Origin of the sequence: Nocardiopsis sp. CNR-923, from assembly GCF_001942255.1 — a bacterium.
Taxonomy (GTDB): Bacteria; Actinomycetota; Actinomycetes; order Streptosporangiales; family Streptosporangiaceae; genus Nocardiopsis.
In genome coordinates, this window is sequence record NZ_MKKC01000097.1 from 15,792 (window position 1) to 34,193 (window position 18,402).

The 18,402-nt window shown below is 66.5% G+C and carries 10 protein-coding genes and 1 pseudogene; 4 read left to right on the plus strand and 7 right to left on the minus strand.

The features are described from left to right. Positions 1–186: 186 nt before the first annotated feature. From BJF83_RS27945 to BJF83_RS16745, 4 genes are all read left to right on the plus strand, one after another. Positions 187–1,539 carry a hypothetical protein gene (locus BJF83_RS27945; RefSeq protein ID WP_075927028.1) on the plus strand — a complete coding sequence of 451 codons (1,353 nt, stop codon included), beginning with the start codon at positions 187–189 and terminating at the stop codon, positions 1,537–1,539. Then, complete coding sequence (locus BJF83_RS16735) at positions 1,536–2,378, plus strand: NAD(P)-dependent oxidoreductase (protein WP_143831937.1); 843 nt, start codon at positions 1,536–1,538, stop codon at positions 2,376–2,378. The genes BJF83_RS27945 and BJF83_RS16735 overlap by 4 nt, the downstream gene beginning before the upstream one ends. A 137-nt stretch (positions 2,379–2,515) precedes the next feature. Continuing rightward, a complete protein-coding gene (locus BJF83_RS16740) occupies positions 2,516–2,695 on the plus strand; it encodes a DUF397 domain-containing protein (RefSeq protein ID WP_075927030.1) in 180 nt (59 codons plus the stop codon). Positions 2,696–2,951: 256 nt separating this feature from the next. After that, the gene (locus tag BJF83_RS16745) at positions 2,952–3,491 is read left to right on the plus strand and encodes a hypothetical protein (protein ID WP_158070391.1); all 540 of its coding nucleotides are present in this window, start codon (positions 2,952–2,954) and stop codon (positions 3,489–3,491) included. Between the two features lie 318 nt (positions 3,492–3,809). Here BJF83_RS16745 and BJF83_RS16750 read toward each other — a convergent pair whose 3' ends face one another. The 7 genes and pseudogenes from BJF83_RS16750 to BJF83_RS16775 form a co-directional block, all read right to left on the minus strand. Then, a complete protein-coding gene (locus tag BJF83_RS16750) occupies positions 3,810–4,463 on the minus strand; it encodes an IS630 family transposase (RefSeq protein WP_083678574.1) in 654 nt (217 codons plus the stop codon). After that, positions 4,378–4,866 (minus strand): winged helix-turn-helix domain-containing protein, encoded by a 489-nt coding sequence (locus tag BJF83_RS16755; protein ID WP_075927032.1) that lies wholly within the window; start codon positions 4,864–4,866, stop codon positions 4,378–4,380. The genes BJF83_RS16750 and BJF83_RS16755 overlap by 86 nt, the downstream gene beginning before the upstream one ends. Positions 4,867–6,539: 1,673 nt before the next feature. Then, positions 6,540–7,004, minus strand: a complete 465-nt coding sequence (locus BJF83_RS16765; RefSeq protein ID WP_075927034.1) for an SUKH-3 domain-containing protein — start codon at positions 7,002–7,004, stop codon at positions 6,540–6,542. 5 nt (positions 7,005–7,009) lie between these two features. Further along, on the minus strand, positions 7,010–10,204 hold the full coding sequence (locus tag BJF83_RS29435) for an RHS repeat-associated core domain-containing protein (RefSeq protein ID WP_394329348.1): 3,195 nt from the start codon (positions 10,202–10,204) through the stop codon (positions 7,010–7,012). Between the two features lie 533 nt (positions 10,205–10,737). After that, positions 10,738–11,823: pseudogene (locus BJF83_RS31175) on the minus strand (type IV secretion protein Rhs); the annotation flags it as partial. Continuing rightward, the gene (locus BJF83_RS29445; RefSeq protein ID WP_262391629.1) at positions 11,796–14,198 is read right to left on the minus strand and encodes a hypothetical protein; all 2,403 of its coding nucleotides are present in this window, start codon (positions 14,196–14,198) and stop codon (positions 11,796–11,798) included. The gene BJF83_RS29445 and the pseudogene BJF83_RS31175, both read right to left, overlap by 28 nt. 74 nt (positions 14,199–14,272) lie before the next feature. After that, positions 14,273–17,782 carry a LamG-like jellyroll fold domain-containing protein gene (locus BJF83_RS16775; protein WP_075927035.1) on the minus strand — a complete coding sequence of 1,170 codons (3,510 nt, stop codon included), beginning with the start codon at positions 17,780–17,782 and terminating at the stop codon, positions 14,273–14,275. Positions 17,783–18,402: the final 620 nt, after the last annotated feature.

The following is an 18,402-nucleotide window of genomic DNA, read 5'->3' on the forward strand; positions in this document are numbered from 1 at the left end:
ACGCGCAGCGGATCCCCTTGACGGGTACCTGCCAGGGGGACCCACCATGGGTACCCCTGGAGTGTTGGCGCTCGCGCGTGTGTCGGTGTGCAATGGGTATCCGAGACAAGGAGGTGGGGTGCCGTGTCCCCGTATACGCCGCCAGCCGCGCTGCCAGACGAGGTGCTGGACCGCGAGGACATGAGAATGGCGCTGGCACAGCACGACTTCTCCGCGGTGTTTCGCATCGCCCGACAGCGGGCGGGCATCAGCTTCGGGAAGATCGGTGACTCCTGCGGGATCAAAGCCGACCGGGTCAGCAAGATCGCCCGGGGCCAAGTCCAGATCACCTCGTTCGACAAGATCATCCACATCGCCGACGGCATGCGCATTCCCGGCCGTCTGCTCGGTCTCGCTCCCCGCCCCTGGGAATCCGTCGCCCCCGCCAGCACCGATACCCGTTCCTCAACGGAGGACGAGGAGGTCTTGGCCGTACCCGAGCACCCGCCCTCGGGAGAAGAACCGTTCGCCGTTCTCAGCGTTGAGGAAGCCGTCGCAGTGTGCGCTCAGGAGTCCGCCAGATACGGCGCACGGATCGACACCCCCATCGGCTTCTACACCATCGAGGAACTGGCCTCCGCCGTCCACGACCTTGCCGCCGCCTACCCCTACAGGCCAGTGCTGCCCTCCCTGATACGTGCACGAGAGCTGAGGCAGCGCGCGTGGACGTTGCGTGAGCGCTGCCATCGCCCTGACCAGCAGCGGGACCTGCACCGCATCGCCGGGTGGCTGTGCGCGGTCCTGGCCAACGCCTCCTTCGATCTCGGTGGAATCTCGGCGGCGCAGACCCAAGCCCGCGTGGCCGACCTGCACGGGGAACTCGTGGGGGACCACGGGTTGCGCGCCTGGGTGCGTGGCCTGCAGGCACTGGTGGCCTACTGGGACGGCTGTCCCGAAGACGCCGTGGCCTACGCGCAGGCCGCGAACCAGTTCCGTCCTTCGAAGGGAACCGCGCTGCTGCGCGCGGCCAGCATCCGGGCCCGCGCCCTGGCCCAACTGCGACGCGCGGAGGAAGCAGACGCCGCGCTCATCGAAGCCGAGGAGATGCGCGAGAACGCCCAGGAGGACCTTCCTGGGGTGATCGCCTTCCCCCACGCCAAACAGCTCTACTGGGCTTCGTCCACACACCTGAACCTTGGCGGCTCCGAACGCATCCGCAAGGCCGAGATGTCGGCGGCCGAGGCGATCACGTTGTACGAGTCCGCCCCACCTGCTCAGCGCCGCACCGGAGAGCTGAGCCACGCGCGCCTGGACCGGGTCACCGCGCGACTTGCCCGCAGTGACCTCGACGGACTGTCAGAGGACGTCGACACGGTGCTGTCCAGCATGAGCGACCGCCGGATCGAGAGCACGATGCGCCGACTGGCGCAGCTGGCCGCTGTGCTCGACCAGCCCCGCCCTCGGGCGAACCGGCACCTGGCCCAGGTGAGGGAAGCGATCGAGGCCACCGTCTCCTACTCCCCCGCACCGGTCATGATGTCCGGAAACGAGGCGTTGTGAGCCAAGAAGTCACCACGGTCGGGATCCTTCATCCCGGAGCGATGGGAGCGGCGATCGCTACGCAGATGGAGGCACGAACGACTCGGTGTCTGTGGTGCCCCGACCAACGCGGACCGGACACCCGCCGCCGAGCCCACGCGGCCGGGCTGCGGGAAGCCACCCTGACCGAGATCGCCGCGAGCGATGTCGTGATCTCCCTGGTTCCACCGACGGCCGCGGAGGAGACCGCCCACAGCATGGCCGAGCACGGTTTCAGCGGTATCTACGTGGAGGCCAACGCGATCCGTCCCCAGCGTATGGAAGCACTGGCCGAACCGCTGAACGCGGGCGGAGCCACCGTCGTCGACGCCTGCGTCATCGGCCCACCGCCCCCGTCCAGAACACGCACCCGCCTCTACCTGGCCGGACCGCACACGGCGTGCGCCACGGTCCGAGGGCTGTTCCACGACGAGCACCTGGACATCGGTTACCTCGGTGAGGTGGGGCGGGCCTCGGCGTTGAAGATCAGCCATACCGTCGCACAGAAGGCGACCCGCCTGGTGAGCGCGTTGGCCACCGCGCTGGCGTCCGACTACGGGGTGGCCGAGGAGCTGACCGAGATCGTGCGGACCTGGGAGCATCCAGCAGCCGATCCGACCCGGTATCCCGGCGTCGCTGCCCGTGCCTGGCGGTGGAAGGGTGAATTCGAGGACACCGCGACGGCATTGAACGAGGCCGGACTCCCCCCAGCAACACTCCACGCCCTCGCTGATCTCCTCACCCAGTGGGAGAAGTTCAAGGACGCACCGGACACCGGACTTGCCGATGTCCTGTCGGCCCTGCACGGCCTCGACAACTGACGAGCAAACCCACTAACGCCACAGACCTGAAAAACCCAGCATGGGACAGGGGCATCCCCGCGTGTGCGGGGAGCACGGTGTCGCCGCCGGGCCGGATGAGACCCTGGAAGCCATCCGCAACGAGATGAAGAGGATCAATGGTGGCTGAGTGGCACACGTCGTCCTACAGCGGCGGCAACAACGAGTGCGTCGAGGTCCGCGAGCACAGTACCGGTGCCGACGTTCGTGACACCCAGCACCGTGACGACGCCCAACTGACCTTCTTGGCAGCGGAGTGGCGCAACTTCCTCGCCCAAGTGCAGCGCCGGGGGCGCTGACGCCCGCGAGTCCGCAGCGTTCCGGCACACCACCGAAGGCCAACAAAGGCCGCCTGTGCGTGTTCTCTTCGAGTGAGAGTCCACGCACAGATGATGGAGGCGATCCTGGCACACCACAGCCTCCACCGCACCCTGCACGAAACAGTTTTCGTAGGACATGCTATGTCCTGATCATCACACCAATTCTAATTCGGAAATCGAAGAAGGTTTCGGGAGAACTCAGACGACTGTCATCCTCCTGGCTTACCCTGGGATCATGAGTGATCCTACTTCCCCCTCATTCGGGCACCAAGACACCATCAGTGGAGGCAGCCAGGGTCAGATCAACAATGACCTCGGAACGTTCTTTAGCGCGACAGAATCCTTGATGGGCAGTCCAGCCTTCATCGGTGCTACGAGTGCCGTGGGTACTGCCCTTACCACCATGATCGTGACCTGGTTGCGCCAGCGTCGCTCCACCGTACGCATCAAGGCCGTCCACCCTTCGGGGCAGGTGTACGAAGTCGAAGCGAGCAAGATCCTCAACCCCCACGGCTACACAGAACAGGCCCTGAAAACGATCAACGAGTCAAGGCTCATCGAGATCACTGAAGTCGTCACGGGAGATCTCTACATCCTCCAGGAGGGCCAGAACCCTCGCGTCATCCGCAACGACTACAGCAGCATCTTCAAGACAGACCTGTCTGACTTCAGGAAGCGCATGGAGGAGATCGTGAACCCCACCAGGGAGAAGTCCACCACAGAGGAGCCCAAACCGGGGGAAGAGTTTCCAGGAGACAGCTCCTCGCAGCTCTGAGAGCAACGCCTCCTAATCCGATGGCCACAGGTTTAAGTCCCTGCCAGGTGCGCCACAAGACCCCAGTTGAAACAGGATGCACGGCCTCACCTCAGAGGAGCCGTAGCACTGATGGGACCAGCCTCGCCTTCACCCTTGAGTCTGCTCCGCTGATGCGTCCTGCCAAAGTCGTGCAGCAACCAGCCTCGCCTCCCGCTCCGCCGCCTCTGACAGCACGATGCCGACCGGAACCAACATCAGCTTCGACGACTCCTCGGGGCGCAGACCGGGTGACGGGAGGCGATCCCGGCATACAACACGGCCTCTACTGATCTTTGATTATGCGGTTGACGGAAACGGTGAGGGTTCCAAGCCCACCGAGTCGATGAACCCCCGCAGCAGATCGGTGCGCCTGCGCACCAGGCGCAGATGCGCGTTGATCACCTGCTCCAGCTCCTCCAGACTCCGGAACAGACGGCTTCTGAGCACCCGCTTGAGGTGCGCCCACAGCGTCTCCACCGGGTTCAGCTCGGGCGAGTACCGGGGCAGGAACACCACGTCCACCCAGTCCCGCGCCGTGATCTGGGCGGTCATCCGCTTGCCGGAGTGCGAGGAGTGGTTGTCCCAGATCAACACCACCGGACCTTGGAGCGCCCGGTGCAGACGGTCCAGCAGGGCGGGCAGCACCGCGGCGGTGATGGAGGAGCGGGTGTGCACCGTGTGGAACAGCTTCACCGCCCCGGTGGCGGGGTGCACGCACAGCCAGCCGACGGTGTTGGCCCGTTCCCGCCGGCCCCGGCGGGTGGCCACCAGCGGTGTGCGCCCCCTGCGGCCCCAGGTGCGACGGGTGGGCGGGGAGGTGCTCGCACCGCACTCATCGGCGAAGACGACCCACGCACCACGGGTTTCAGCGTCCTCTTTTGGCCCGGGGCCACACCTGGGTGCGCCACCGGTCGACCTCTTCCTCGTCGCGTTCGGCGGCCCGCGTCGCAGGCACCTGGTGGGAGAAGCCCATCCGCTGCAGTAGTCGCCACACCCCGGAGGGGTCGGCGTAGGCGACGTGGAAGCGTTCGCTGATGAGGTGGTTGACCCGGTCCAGGGTCCAGGACTGGTCGGGCCAGCCGTGTTCGGTGGGGCTGGAGTCGAGCAGGGCGGCCAGGACACGCTCCTGCTCGCTGTTCAGGAAGGGTTCGGCGCCGCGGGGGCGGGCGGCCAGCGCGGCGGGGCCCTCGTTCTTCCAGGCGGTGTGCCACTTGTGGACGGCTTGTCTGCTCACGCCGAGCAGGCGGGCGATCGCGGCTTGGGAGAGCTCGCCCCGGTCGAACAGCTGAGCGGCGACCAGGCGTCGTTTCTCGTACTCGGCAGGGGTTCGGGGCGAGGAGAGGGGAAGCTCCATGGCCTGGGTTTTCCCAGCTCTCTCGGCCGTCAACCCACACATCAAAGATCAGTATGACACCGGGCTTGAAACACGTTGCCAGAAAGCGCCGCAGGGCGCGTTGTCCCCATTCGGCGGTCTCCTTGATGCACTTGGCTCCGGAGACGGTCATGCAGGCGCGGATGACCAGGACGCAGGCCAAGGGTCATCAGAAGCAGGGACCTTCTTCAGGTAGGGCCACAGGTCAGCCACGGCACTGGGGTCGAGCGGAGTAGGTCTCGCAACTATGGCGGTGATAATGGCAGGGCAGGCACGGAAGACGTTTGGGGTCATGCGACTGGAACCACAATGATCGCGAAGCCCGTGCCTGCTTGCGTATGCGGTCACAACGGTCCAGGAATAGGTGATCGACACGACGCCGGAACCTACACGAGCCCTGGGCCACACACGGCAACCTACCGTCTTCGATCACCAAATCGAAATCTTTCGTTATAGCACTAATTACTACTACTCTTTCGAGATCATTGATACCCCTCCCGCCGCCAAGGAGAACATCCGAGCAAGCACCCTTCGGGTATCCGGGTCCCGGTCGATCCGCTCAAACGATTCAAGCCTCGCCGAATCAAGATCAATCGTGGCAATTCCTCCAGCACCTACCCCACCAGCGACCGAGAACAACACGAGACACCTGTATGCCCGAATAACACCCCCTCGCTCTTCCCGCATGAACGACTGCAGGACTACGGATTCTTTCTTTACCTGGCTGCGAAGTGCGCCCACTGAGGACCACCGAGTCGCCCACCCCCGATTCTCTGCCTCCAACTGGATCTCAATCAAAGAATCGAAACTGATCTGACATACTCGAAAGTCAGGATCGGTCTCACGAATGATCGACAAGTACTACTCCCCACCGTAGACGTCGATACGAATTGGCGTGCCTGCGCCAATACGCCCATTTCTCACTCTAGCTTGGAGCTCATCCCAACGATGATGCCCTCCAACTAGCGTCCCGCCAGGCGTAGAAGCAATTCCATCTCCCGGCGCCGCGTTGTTAATACCATCAAGGAGCTCATCGTCGCTCAAGTACTCGTGATACCACTACGATGCCGGATCTCGTGTACTTTGTCCCTCGGTGTACTTATCGCCGACATCACCAGCACTCTCATAGCGCGTCGACCAATTCGGACAGGACCCAGAATTATGCACCAGCGCTGGCGTCTTCCCCGCCAACGCATGGTACGTGTGGACGCCCTGGACGGTCAGGTTATGGACCGTCGCGGCCTGTGTCCAAACCCCGAACGCGCACTCCCGTTCTTCGGGATCGGCTACGAACCTGACCCCTCGCGAACTTGAACAAGCCCTGGAGATCCACCCCGTCGCCTGATTGCCCGCGACCTCGATCCAGGTGAATCCGCTAGGGCACAGGTACAGCAGGGTCCACACGTGGTGGCAGGATTTTCATGCGTGCCGTCGCGATCGCTACCAGGGCCGTTTCGTCGAGGGCGGTGAGTGTGCCAAGCAGCGTGGAGTCGGAGACGGGGGCCGAACATGCCTCGGTGGTGGCCCGTTTGCCATCGAACAGCCCCGCCGGACGATCCCTCAGAGCCAGTCGGGCAACACATCGCCCTCAGCACGTGATCATGTCATGGTCGGAGCCGTCTCGCAGGGATTTTGACTTGGTCTCTGAGGTCACCTCACTTGAGCACCCACTCACCCAATGAGACTGGACGCATTCCAGCCTTCATCATCGAGAACATCGCATTGCGATCTTTCCCATATTCATAGACCGACGAATCGAACCCTGCATAGAACCTTCCGTCACTTCCCGAGTATACGGTCAGATGGAAGCTGTCCACTCCAACGGGGCACAAAACGGTGCCAGCAACCTCTGCGCATCGGCGAGCCACGTTCGCATCACGAGTGGTGCATACGGCGGACGGGTCAAAACGCGTCCAGCTCGAGACTCTCTCTCCAGAAATAACGAGGACTGGAAGATGATCGACCTTCAGGCCGAGACATTCACCTAAGAAGCTCCTTGCCTCCTCATGGCAGGCGAATCCGACACGCTCCAGGGCTGCCACTATGTCATCCGCTTCACGACGCATCCCAACCGCCTCACAGTCAAACGAGCCGAATTCATCCAGCCCTGACTCGCACATTCTCCTCACCTCGACAGGTCTGTCGCTCCGCGCCGAACAAGAACACTTTGGCAGGATAGGCACGCTGCCTCTGGGGCTCCCGTTGAACTGCGAACAGTCAAGAATTCAATGTCGCTCAACTGTAGTGATCGTCCAACTTGGTCCTCAAAGTCGGCTCCATGTTCGGAAATCAGAGCATTGCAGGCACGGATCTCTGCGCAGTTGTCGGCACCGCGGCCAGCGATCTGCCCACCATCCGCGAGAGCGGAATCAATCTCGGACTCAAAATAGGCTGGGCGAGACGAATGACCAGAGTGACCGGTGGAAACCATATCTGTACCCCGAAACCGAGCTGCTGCGCTCATCGTGGCGTCCGCGGGTGCCGATTGCGCTGCCGCTCTAGCCTCGAACCCACAATTATGAACGAGGACTGACGTGGTGCCCGCCAGCACATCGTACGTGTGGACGCCCTGGACTGTCAGGTTATGAACCGTCGCGGCCTGCGTCCAGACCCCGACCGCGGACACCTGCACCCATGTACCGGCCGAGGTCTGCAACCACATCCCCGGAGCCAGGTCGATCGCGTTGACCCATTCCTCCAGTTCGGGGACCCAGAACGGGTGCTCGTCGGTCGCGATCACCCCGTCACCGACAACCGTCGGACCAGGAACCCCACCACGACCCTCATCCGCGGCAGTGTCCTCGCCCTCTGGCGCATCGCGCTCGGTGGTCGGATCCACCGTGATCTCCACCAGCGTCTTGACACCCGACCCCACGATCGTGGCCAGCACCGTCCGAGCCGACTGTTCACCGGTCTCCGGATCGGTGGCCACCACCTGGTCCCCGACGTCGATGTCCTCGATCGGTTTGGTCGACCCATCGGCCATCAGGACGGGTGTGCCAGCAACGAAACTGTTTCTCCTGCAGCTATCGAGCCTGCGACCGGCATCGATCAGACCGTCGATGCCCTCGATCAACTCACCGCCCAACTCGGCGATCTTGCGCCCCAGCTCCGCGGCCTTACCCCACCGCAACCCATACTTCGCGGCGATCTTCGCCGGCAGACCGCCCACGAACATCAATGCGACGTTCAGCGCGGTCTCGCCGCACGCCCCCAGATCACCGGTGGTGAAGCACTCCAGCCCGGCGGTGATGCCCAACTCGTCGGCGACCAGCTGGGCCAGGCCCGTGGCGGCCTCGATCAGTTTCTGGCGGGCCTCGTACTTCTCCTGCGCGGCCTGGTACTGGGCACGGTAGGCCGCCTCTCGGGCCACGGCCGAGGACGACCGCTGCCTGGGCTTGTACCACTGCTGGGTCTCCACGTGCCCGCCGACGTTGCGGTAGGCCCTGCCGGTGTGGTGCTCGTACCAGTACGTCTTACCGTTGCGCTTGACACCTGTGTAGATCTGTTCACGGCCGTCGTCGGTCAGACCGTCGACGATCAGATACCACAGCCCGCTGGCGTCGCTGTAGGTCGCCGGACTGTTGTTGGCGTAGGCGTAGCCGTGCATCTGCTGGTGGTCGGTCACGTCCATGACCGGGTCCACCGAGATGAACCGACCCAGGTTCGAGTCGTAGGCCCGCGCTCCCAATTGGGTCAGGCCGGTCGACTCGTCGATCGTGCCGCCCACGAACCCGCGGTCGGAGGGCCACTGCCCCTGGCCTCCCCGATCGGTGCCGAACACCGTGGTGTACCGGTGCGTCTCCTCGCCGGTGCGGGCGTTGACCGCGACCTGACCCGTGCCGTGGTGGTCGGAGTGGATCCACGACAGGGTGCCGTCGTTCTGGCGCACCGCCACGGTCTCGCCCGCGAAGGCGTAGAAACGGGTGGCCTCCTCCACCATGGTCTGCTTGTCGAAGCGCACCTCCATACCCGGCAGGTACAGGGTGGCCGCGTCCGGGGTGTGGCGGATCAGCCGGGAGCCGTCGGCGTCGTGGACATAGGAGGTCTGGCTGCCGTCCTCCTCGGTGACCCGGACCAGGTTGCCCTCGGAATCCCACTCCAGGTCCTGGTCACGGGAGGCGGTGGTGCGACCGGTCATGTTCCCGGACGCGTCGTAGGAGTACTGCTCCAGCCGGTCCCCGCCGGGCCCGGTCTCCTCGACCTGGGTCAGCATCTGCGGCCGCAGCCCCGAGGCGTCACCGTGGGTGTAGGTGCGGGTGATGTCCGCGGCGGGACCGTGCTGGACCTCGGTGGTGCGGTTTCCCAGGGTGTCGTAGGTGTAGGAGTGCCAGTAGGGGGCCGGACCACCCAGGGCGTCAGCCGAGGGGGCTGCCTCGCAGGCCTGTGCGCCGGTGGCGTCGGGGGTCCACACGTCGGTCATGCGGCGCAGGTGGTCGTAGGTGAAGCACTGCACGTCCGACTGCAGGTGGGAGGCGGTCGGTTCGTTGCGCAGGTTGAGGACGTTGCCCGCGTCGTCGTAGGTGTAGTGCTGGTTCACCAGCGAACCGGTGACCCCGAGTTCGAGGGTCAGGTTGGTCTCGGACAGGCGCCCGGTGGTGGTGTCGTAGTGGCGTGTGAGCCAGGTCGACGAGGTGCCCGCCTGGTCGATGTCCATCGTGCGCTGGGTCAGCTCGCCCAGCTTGCTGTAGTGGGTGTTTGTGACGTACCCGGTGATTCCGGACATCTGGATGGGCAGGCCGAGGTCGTTGTAGGTGTAGGCCACCGTCTCCTGGCCGAAGGCGCCCGCGGCGGGCATGGTCTGGGCTCTGACCGAACCGTCGGGGTTGTACTGGGTGCCGAACCGGTACCGGCCCGAGATGCCGGTCTCGTTGGAGGGGATGAGGATTTCGGTGGTGATCGGCCGGTAGAACTCGTCGTAGTTCACCACGCGGGTGGTGTAGGCGGCGCCGTCCGCGTACCGGGTGGAGGAGGTCAGGTGCCCCTTCTCCTTCGTGTCGTAGACCCATCGGGCACGCAGCGGACCTTCGGTGGAGTCGTCGTGCAGCCCGGTCTGGCGGCCCAGTGCGTCGTAGGTGTGGGCGAGGGTCTCGCCTCGGGCGTCGGTGGTGGTCACCAGCTGGTCGAGCTGGTTGTAGGTCATCGTGCTGGTGCCCGAGACGGGGTCGTCGGTCTGGACCAGGCGGCCGCGCAGGTCGTAGGTGTTGGTCCAGGTGTTGCCCTCGGGGTCGGTGACCGTGGCGAGTTCGTCGTTCTTGGCGTAGGTGTAGGTGATGGCGTCGTAGTCGCCCTCGGGGGTCGGCCCGTGGTGGGTGCGCACCTCGACCAAGCGCCCTGGGCGTCGGTGATGGAGGTGGTGGCCACACCTCCTTCGGGCGGGGTGACCAGGGTGCGGTCGCCGTGCTCCTCGGTGGTGGTGCGCCAGCGCTCCTCACCGAACGCCACGTGCAGGACGTCGGTGGCACGTCCGGCCCCGTCGTAGACGGTCTCAGTCTGTCGGGGGATGTCGGCGTCGTTCGCGGCGACGAACAGGGTGTCGCTGGGGTCCTCGGCGTTGTGGTAGGCCGCGCGGGTCTTGACGATCTGGCCGAGGGAGTCGTGGAAGGTGTCGGTGATCAACCGCCCCCCGTCCACCCCTGGACTCGGGGACTGCGTCTGCCGGGGACGCAGGAAGCCGTCGAAGATCTCGTAGCTGGTGTTGTACTCGGTGGCGTTGCGGAGCGTGTGGGTGACGATGGAGGTCGGCGCGTCCTGACGGACGTGGTACTCGAACTTCGCCGTCGGGATGTCGGTGTCCGGGTCCCGGCCGGGCAGCCACACGCCCGTGAGACGGCCGAGCGGGTCGTAGCCCAGGCTCATGGTTCGGCCGTTGGCGTCGGTCTCGGACACCGGCAGGCCACGGGCGGGGTCGACGTATGTGGTGGTGGTGTGGCCGAGCGGGTTGGTCTCGGTGACCGATTCGGGCAGGCCCGCCGCGGTGTGGGTGTAGTCGGTGATGGTCACACCGTCGGCGGCGTCGGTCTCCGAGGCGGTGTTGCCGTACTCGTCGAAGGACGCCTGCTGCACCGTCTGGTAGACGGGCGCGCCGCCGGAGTAGGAGTCCAGCTTCTCGGTGCGGGTGGGCAGCCCGCGGGTGGGTGCGGCACCGTGGGCCAGGCCGTCGTAGGAGATGCGTTCGTCGGTGACGACGTCCGCGGGACGGTCAGGGGTGTTCTCGCAGTCCACCGCGAGCGTCTCGTTGCGGGAGACGAGGTTGAGGATCCAGGCGTCGGTGTCGCTGACGTAGGTGGTGTTGACGCACTTCTCGTCACCGTCGACGGCCACGTCTCCGTGGTCGCGGATGCGGGTGATGGCCCCGGTGTCGTCGATGGTGTTGTCGACACGGGTCTCGAACCAGGTCCCGTCGGCCTTGCGGCTGAAGGTGACCTTCTGTTCGGTCTGGACCATGTAGGCGGTCTGGGTACCCCAGTCGTGGGTGGCCTCGGCCGTGGTCCTCAACCAGGGGGTGCTGATCTCGCGGGAGATCTCCTGGCCGCCCTCCCCGTTGCGGACGATGACCTCCAGGAGGGTGCCGTTGAGCTCCTTGCGGTCGGTGTGCTCGACGCCGCGCGAGTCGGTGACGGTGGCGCCCCGTGTTCCGCCGCCGGATGTCCGGTTGCCGTCCATGCCCTGGAAGTAGAGGTACTCGGCCTCGGTGCGGACGTCGCCCTCCTGGCCGGTGCGGACGATGACGCGGTCGTATCCGCGCCAGTCCGCCCAGGTGCGGTACTTGTCCTTGACCATGCCGTCGGCCTCGGTGTACCGCCAGGCCGGGGTGCCCACGTAGTCGTAGCTGGTGGTCAGTGTGGGCTGGTCGGTGACCAGGTCGAGTTCGTTGACCTCGGTGACGACGTACTTGTGGAACCAGTCGGTCAGCTCCACCCCGCCTCGGGGGTCCATTTCACCGGGTAGCAGCGCTGGGTGTTGTCATGCGGTTTGGGGGTCTGGCCGTGGACGCACTCGGGCTCGGAGTAGGTGATGTCGAGCTGGGCTCCGGACTCGGTGAGAACCTCGGTGAGACGCCAGCGCAGCATCGGTGCGAGGTCATCCTCCGACGAGTCCACGCGGTTCGGCATCTGGGTGCCGCCGAAGGAGACCCTGGGCATGGTCTCGGTTCCGCCGACGTGGCCGGTGTGCTCGATGGAGTCCAGCCACAGGGTCGCACCGGTGCCGTCACCGGCTTCGGGGAAGGAGTGCTCCAGGGTCCAGGAGTCGACGGGCGCGTACTCTCGGCCCTGTCGGATCTGGGTGGTGACGGTGTCGAGCTTCTTGGTGGACCAGAACGTCGGTGTGTGGTGTCCCGCGCAGGAGGCGCTCGCCGCGCAGTCCAGGTCCAGGGGGACGTCGGGCCAGTGCTCGGCGTTGCCTGACGTGCGCTCGCCCGCGGCGCAGTCGAAGGTGTCGGTGGCCAGGCAGCGTTCGGAGGTGGAGAAGATCACCCGCGCCGGGGCTGTCGCGTACACGTCGTCGCTGCGCAGCCCGTACTCGATGCGGCTGATGTTGGCCGAGCGCACGTAGGGGGTGGCGGTGTTGGTGAGGTTGCGGCCGTAGTGGTTGGTCTCAGCGTCGTAGTAGTACGTCATGACGTTGCCGTGCACGTCGACGACGTAGTCGAGGTTCCACTTGTAGGCCTGCTGGCACCAGGAGTCGCCGAAGGTTGGGTCGTAGCAGGGTTGGCCGGACTCGGCGGCGTAGACGGGCATCGTCTGCGTCGACGCGGTCTCGGGGTCTCCGCTGGACCAGCCCGGCAGGCGGTTGCGACCGAAGAAGTACTGGGTGCCGTCGGGGGTGGTGACCTTCCAGTACTCGCCGTCGTTGGCGCCGTTGCTGGCCCCGGTGAGCCGCTCGACCTTGGTGCCGTCGTCGTTGGTCAGCCGGTAGCTGCCGTCCTCGTGTTCGACGAGGGCGCCGGAGTGGCCGCTCATGGACAGGGTGACGTTGTCGGTGTTCCAGCACAGGTCGCCGGTCTGGTGTCCGGAGTCGGCGCACGCGGCGTAGCGGCGTTCGATCGCCCCGGGGGCGTAGGAGAAGCCGTCGCCGATCCAGGAGGTCTGGTTGTTGGAGGTGGCGATGCGTCCGTCGACCCCGCCGGAGGAGTAGCTCAGGCCCAGGGACGGTGCCAGTTGGCTGGGCGCGGGCGGGGTGGTCAGGCCGTAGGACCAGGAGAAGTCACCGGAGTGGGTGTTGACGTTCCAGGTGGAGGACGCCGACAGCTGGGTGGCGGTGTAGTCGCCGTTGCCTCCCGCGGCGGAGGCGGCCACGGCGAACAGGGCTCCCTGCTCGGGTGCGGCAGGCACGACGGCGCTCAGGGTCTGCTGCTGGACGTCGTTGTCCAGGTCCTCGGTGGAGCCCAGGACGACGGCGTCGCCGTCGCCGCAGGAGTCGTCGAGAACGCACTCGTCGAGTTCGGTGACCTGGAGGCGGGAGGCGTAGTCGCCACCGTAGGCCGCGGCGAAGTCGGCGTAGTCGATGTCCAGGGCGACCGGGGCGACGGTGGGTGAGGCGTCGGTGCGTGTGACCCGGAGCATCAGGCCGTTGATCCCGGTAGCTTCGGTGGTCTGCTGGTCCAGGACCTCCAGCCGGACCGACTCCACGGGTTCGGGAGACGTGTCGGCCTCGGTGTCGGTGCCGTCCTCGGTGGGTTCGGAGGTGTTCTCGTCGGCGGGTTCCCGACGCAGTTCCTCCCGTGCGGGCGACGGGCTGGGCTCGGGTGAGGGCTCCGCCTGATCCGAGGTGTCGTCGCTGTCCTCCTCCGAGGCCGTGAAGCTCTCGGACGAGTCCTCCCGGGGCCGTTCACCACCGCTGTCGGCGGCCGATGGCCGGTCTGGGTCGCCGGGTTCCTCCGCCGGTAGGTCCGGCTCTTCGTCCGCCCCCCGTCCGGTGTTCGTGTCCGCCCAGTGTTCGGGGATCTCCCAGTCGGAGAGGTCATCGCCGGTGACGGCGGTGACCGAGAACGGGGAGTCCGCCTGCGCGCTGAACGACCGTGCCTGTGCGCCGCCGAGGTCCACATCAGTGGTCGACACCTCGGGCCACTCCGCGTTCTCCGGTTCCGTCATGGCGGCCTCGGCCACCGCGTCGTCGCGCTGTGCCGCGGCGGCGGCCAGGTTCTGGCCGTCCACGGAGGGGACGTCGGTCGTTTCGGGGCGCGGGTTGTAGCCCATGGCCGACGCCGGGATGGCGTTCAGCAGGCTGACCATCAGCACGAGGGAGAGCGTGTAGGTGGTGCCTCTGCGGAGCGGTCCGGGACGGGCGGTCGTGTCGCGGCGGGGGGTCACGGCGGTCCTCCTGCCTCTGGCCCGGTGGGACGGAGGCGGTCACGGGGGTGGGGGTGGTGGGAGGGTGGGGAAGGTCAGCTGTGGGTGTCGGGGAACTCTCCCGCGTACACGCGGGACAGGTCGCGGTCGTTGAGAACGCCGCGGTAGACGTGGACGTCGTCGATGTCACCGGTCCAGTGGTAGGTGTTGGAGCCGGAGTGCTGGGCGCTGCCGATCCGGATCGGGCCGTCGGCGTGCCAGGCGTGGTCGACCGCCACTCGGGACTCCTCGAATCCGTTGACGTGGAGCACGAGTTCTCCGCTGGTGTGGTCGTAGGCCCCGGTCAGGTGGGTCCACTCCCCCAGCCGTGCGGCCGTGGCGGAGTAGGCGTAGGTCCATCCGTCCGGGCCGGAGGCGGGGGCGTCGTCGTGGGGGGCCGTCTTGAACACCCACGCGTCCCGCGATCCCTGGTAGCCCAGGTGGAATCCGCTCTGGAACTCGCCCGCCTGGCTCACGGCCGTGGTGGTCTGGCCGCTCCCGGTCTCGTCCAGGCGAACCCAGGTGGAGACGGTGAAGCTGCGGTCGGTGCGCACGGCGGGGCCGCCCGTCTCGGCGTACTCGTCCATACCGTTGAGTCGGACTCCGGGGGACGCGGTGATGTCGTTCTCAGCGATGTTCCAGGCGGTGTCGGGGTCGGCGTCGAGGACGGCGTCGAGTCCGTGATCGGTGGAGTCGTCCACCGCGGTGCCGTCGAACTCGTCGAGCATCCAGCGGCCCTCGGCCGCCGCCGGCCGATTGGCCAGGCGCCATGCCTCGGAGGTGGTCTGGGTGTCGGAGACGGTGTCGTTGAGCACGAGGCGGTTCCACACCTTGACGTCGTCAATCGCGCCGGGCCAGTAGTAGTTGCCGTCGCCCTGGAAGAGTCCGCGTCCCATGGTGAGCGGGCCTTCGGCGTTCCAGGGGCCGGTGTGCGTGGCGGTGTCCTGTGCGACGCCGTCGACGTAGAGGGTGATCTGGCCGGTCTGTGCGTCGTGGGTGCCCAGCAGGTGGGTCCACGCGCCGACCTCGGCCGGTGCGGTGGACATGACGTAGGTCCAGTCGCGCGAGCCGTCCCAGAACTCGTCCTCGGGGGACATCTTGAACACCCACTGGCCGGTGTTGCCCTGGTAGCCGAGGTGGAAGGCGCTTTGTTGGGTGCCTTCCTGGGCGACGGCGGTGTGGTGGGCGTTGGCGCGGTCCAGTTTGACCCAGGCCGAGACGGAGAAGGTTCCGCTGGTGTTGACGGCGGGGCCGTCCGCGGTGATCTCGTCGTAGGGGCCGGGGTCGCCGTCGGTGTAGCCGCTGGTGTGGACCGCGGTGCCCTCAAGGTGCGGGGTGGGGTTGGTGTCGGGGTCGCTGACCGAGCCGACACGGCCTCGGACCCAGTCCACGCCGTTGGAGAGGGTGGCGCCGCGTTCGGGGTCAGCTGTGTCGGTGGCTCTGTTCCCTTGTCCCTCGTCGAAGGGGAAGTGGGCGACCGGGTCGCTGGGTGGGGCGACGAGGAAGGAGTAGGCCAGCACGCAGTCGGAGGAGTTGCCGAAGGCGTCGACCGTGCGGGCGTAGATCCAGTTGGGCCCTTCCAGGCGGGGGGTGAGGGTCACGGTCACCGGTTCACCCGGGGTGGAGGGTGTGAGCTCGGTTGAGCAGGTGTCGTCGTTGAGGGCGTAGAAGTAGCTGGTGGCCTCCTCCACGCCGTTGTTGGAGAAGGTGAACTCTCCTGGTTGGCCCGGAGAGCCGTGGAACTGGTCGCCGATCGGGTAGTCGGTGGAGGTGACCTCGGGGCCCTGTTCCGGGCGCGAGGTGCTGACCGTCAGGTAGCAGTAGTCGGACCAGCCTGACCAGGAGGTGCCGTCGTGGGAGTTGGCGCGGTAGGCGATCAGCACGTCTTCGGGAAGGTCGTCGGATCGCACTGACTGGTAGGAGCCGGAGGACCAGACGGCCACGTTGGTGGAGGCGGTGTCCACGTCGCCGAGTCGTTGGCCGTTCACCCACCAGGCGAACCGGGTCTTGACCTTCTGCCGGTCGGCCGAGGTGGAGTCGCGGTCGCGGACGTAGGCGGTGAAGGTCGGCCGGGGCTCGTTGATCAGCCGGGGGGCGTCGGGGTCGGTGGAGCAGGTGCCGCCGTGGGAGTCGGAGAGTTCGGTGGGGATCTCGGGCGGGTTGTTGTAGTCGACCTGGAGTGTGGGGTTGGAGTCGAAGCGCCGCCAGTCCCAGTTGTTGGAGGATCGGGTCTCGTTGCCGCGCAGGCCGAGGGTGGTGGTGTTGTTACCCGCGTCGCGGCTCCACACGTAGCCGTCGGTGGCGTCGAACTCCACGGTCGGGGAGGCCCCGCCGGGGCAGGTGGAGCGGCCGGCGTTGATGGTCTGCGTGTCCAGCCTGGTGTTCCAGGAGGGCTGGGAGCTCCAGGTGGTGGCCGAGGTGATGGCGTTGGTGCGCCAGAGTTCGATGCTGGCGTTGGTGCACCCGTACGCGTGGGTCACGCGGGGGCGGAAAGTGGCCCGGATGATGTCGGCGTTGCGGGTGCGCGAGTCGATGCTGAACCGCCAGAACGCGCGCTTGGTACTGCCGTCCGAAGGTTCGTATCCGACACCGGGGTCGTGGGAGGTGGGGTAGTTCCAGTAGGACTGGCTGGGGTAGTTGCGGTCGACGTAGGTGCGCCCCACCCTGCTGACGGCGAGCGAGGGGTCGATGTAGACCGGGTACTCGGTCGCGGTGTCCCCCAGCATCGCCGCGTCGGGAACCAGCCGGATGGCGTCGGGACTCACATCGACGTCGAGGAGTTCGGTGCGCGCACCGGCGGGCGCCATCAACGTGGGGTTTTCACTGGTCTCCTCCGCGCCCGCGGAGTCCCACATGGCGGGCGCCACCGCGCTGAAGACGCTCTCCTGCCCCTGGTCGCCGATGGCTTCGAGGGCGCCGTTGTCGGCGGTGCGCATGGTCACCCCCGTGGTGCCCAGCGCCAACTCCAGTGCGGCCAGGTCCTCGTGTTGGGCGGCTTCTGCGGTGTGCACGACCAGGATCTGGCCGAATCCGTCCGCTCCGGCGGTGAGCACCAGGTCGACGTCGGGGAGGACGTCGGCGTAAGTGGCCTGGGGGCCGTCCAACGTGGGCGCGGGCAGGTCCTCGTGCCAGCCGAGGTCGACGGAGTTGGAGCCCAGACCGATACTGGCCAGGTCCTGGTCGCCACCACCGGAGAAGACGATGTCCGCGCTGACCGCCCGTGGCCGGACGCTGCCGTCGGATGCCACGGCCAGGTCGGTGTCGACCGGTGTCCAGCCGTCCTCGCTCCGCACCCGGACCGGATGGGCGCTCTGCTCCATGGTGAAGCTGCCGTCGGGGTTGGCCAGATGGCGGATGGTCTCGGTCGTGGCTGCGGTGACTTCGACCGATTCGCCGGATTCCTGGGCGAGGACCAGCGCCTCCCGGTCACTGACCAGGTCAGCGGCCGAGGCGGACGGGCCGCGGTCGGGCTCTTCCGTGGCGGAGGCGGGCGTGGTGGACAGAGCGGACATGAGGAGCACCGACGCCGTCACGGCAGCGAAGGATGCTCGCGCATGGCGGGGCATGGCAGAGCTCCAACCCAGGTTCGGGGGATCACCTCGTGGGGCACCGTGCCGTCCGGGCACGGTAGGTGGTTGTCCTGGGACCGAACGGGAAGCTAGCAGCTGGGAATGCACTGCGCCACAGTGATACACAACACATCATTCCGTGCACACATGTCACGACATGCAGCTTCCTCCACAGAATCGGCACTGAGATCCATTTTTTCCAAATCTGGCCGACTTCTGCACGTTTAAGTCGCACGTGCCCCGTGACCGGCGGGAAGGACGCGACCGCCATCACGAGAGCCGTGATCACAGCGCAGCGGTCGACCGCCACCCGACGAGAGCCCCGCCTCTTCTCATCCGATGGCCGCGGGTTCGAATCCTGCCGGGTGCGCCACGGGACCCCCCCTACCCGCGCTAGGGAAGATGGTGTCCCTTTGAGTGGTGGAACTTCACAACCGCACTAACCCCCGGGATGTGACCCGGGACCGATCTCGTTGGGACCCATCTGCCGCCCCGGCCCCCGCCCCTGATCACCCAGAAGCTCGACCATGGACGCCTCGGAGAAGTAGCGGCGATCGCTCACCTGCCACTCATCGTGCATCTCGGCCAGCACCGCCCCCGCCAACCGCCCCAACGCC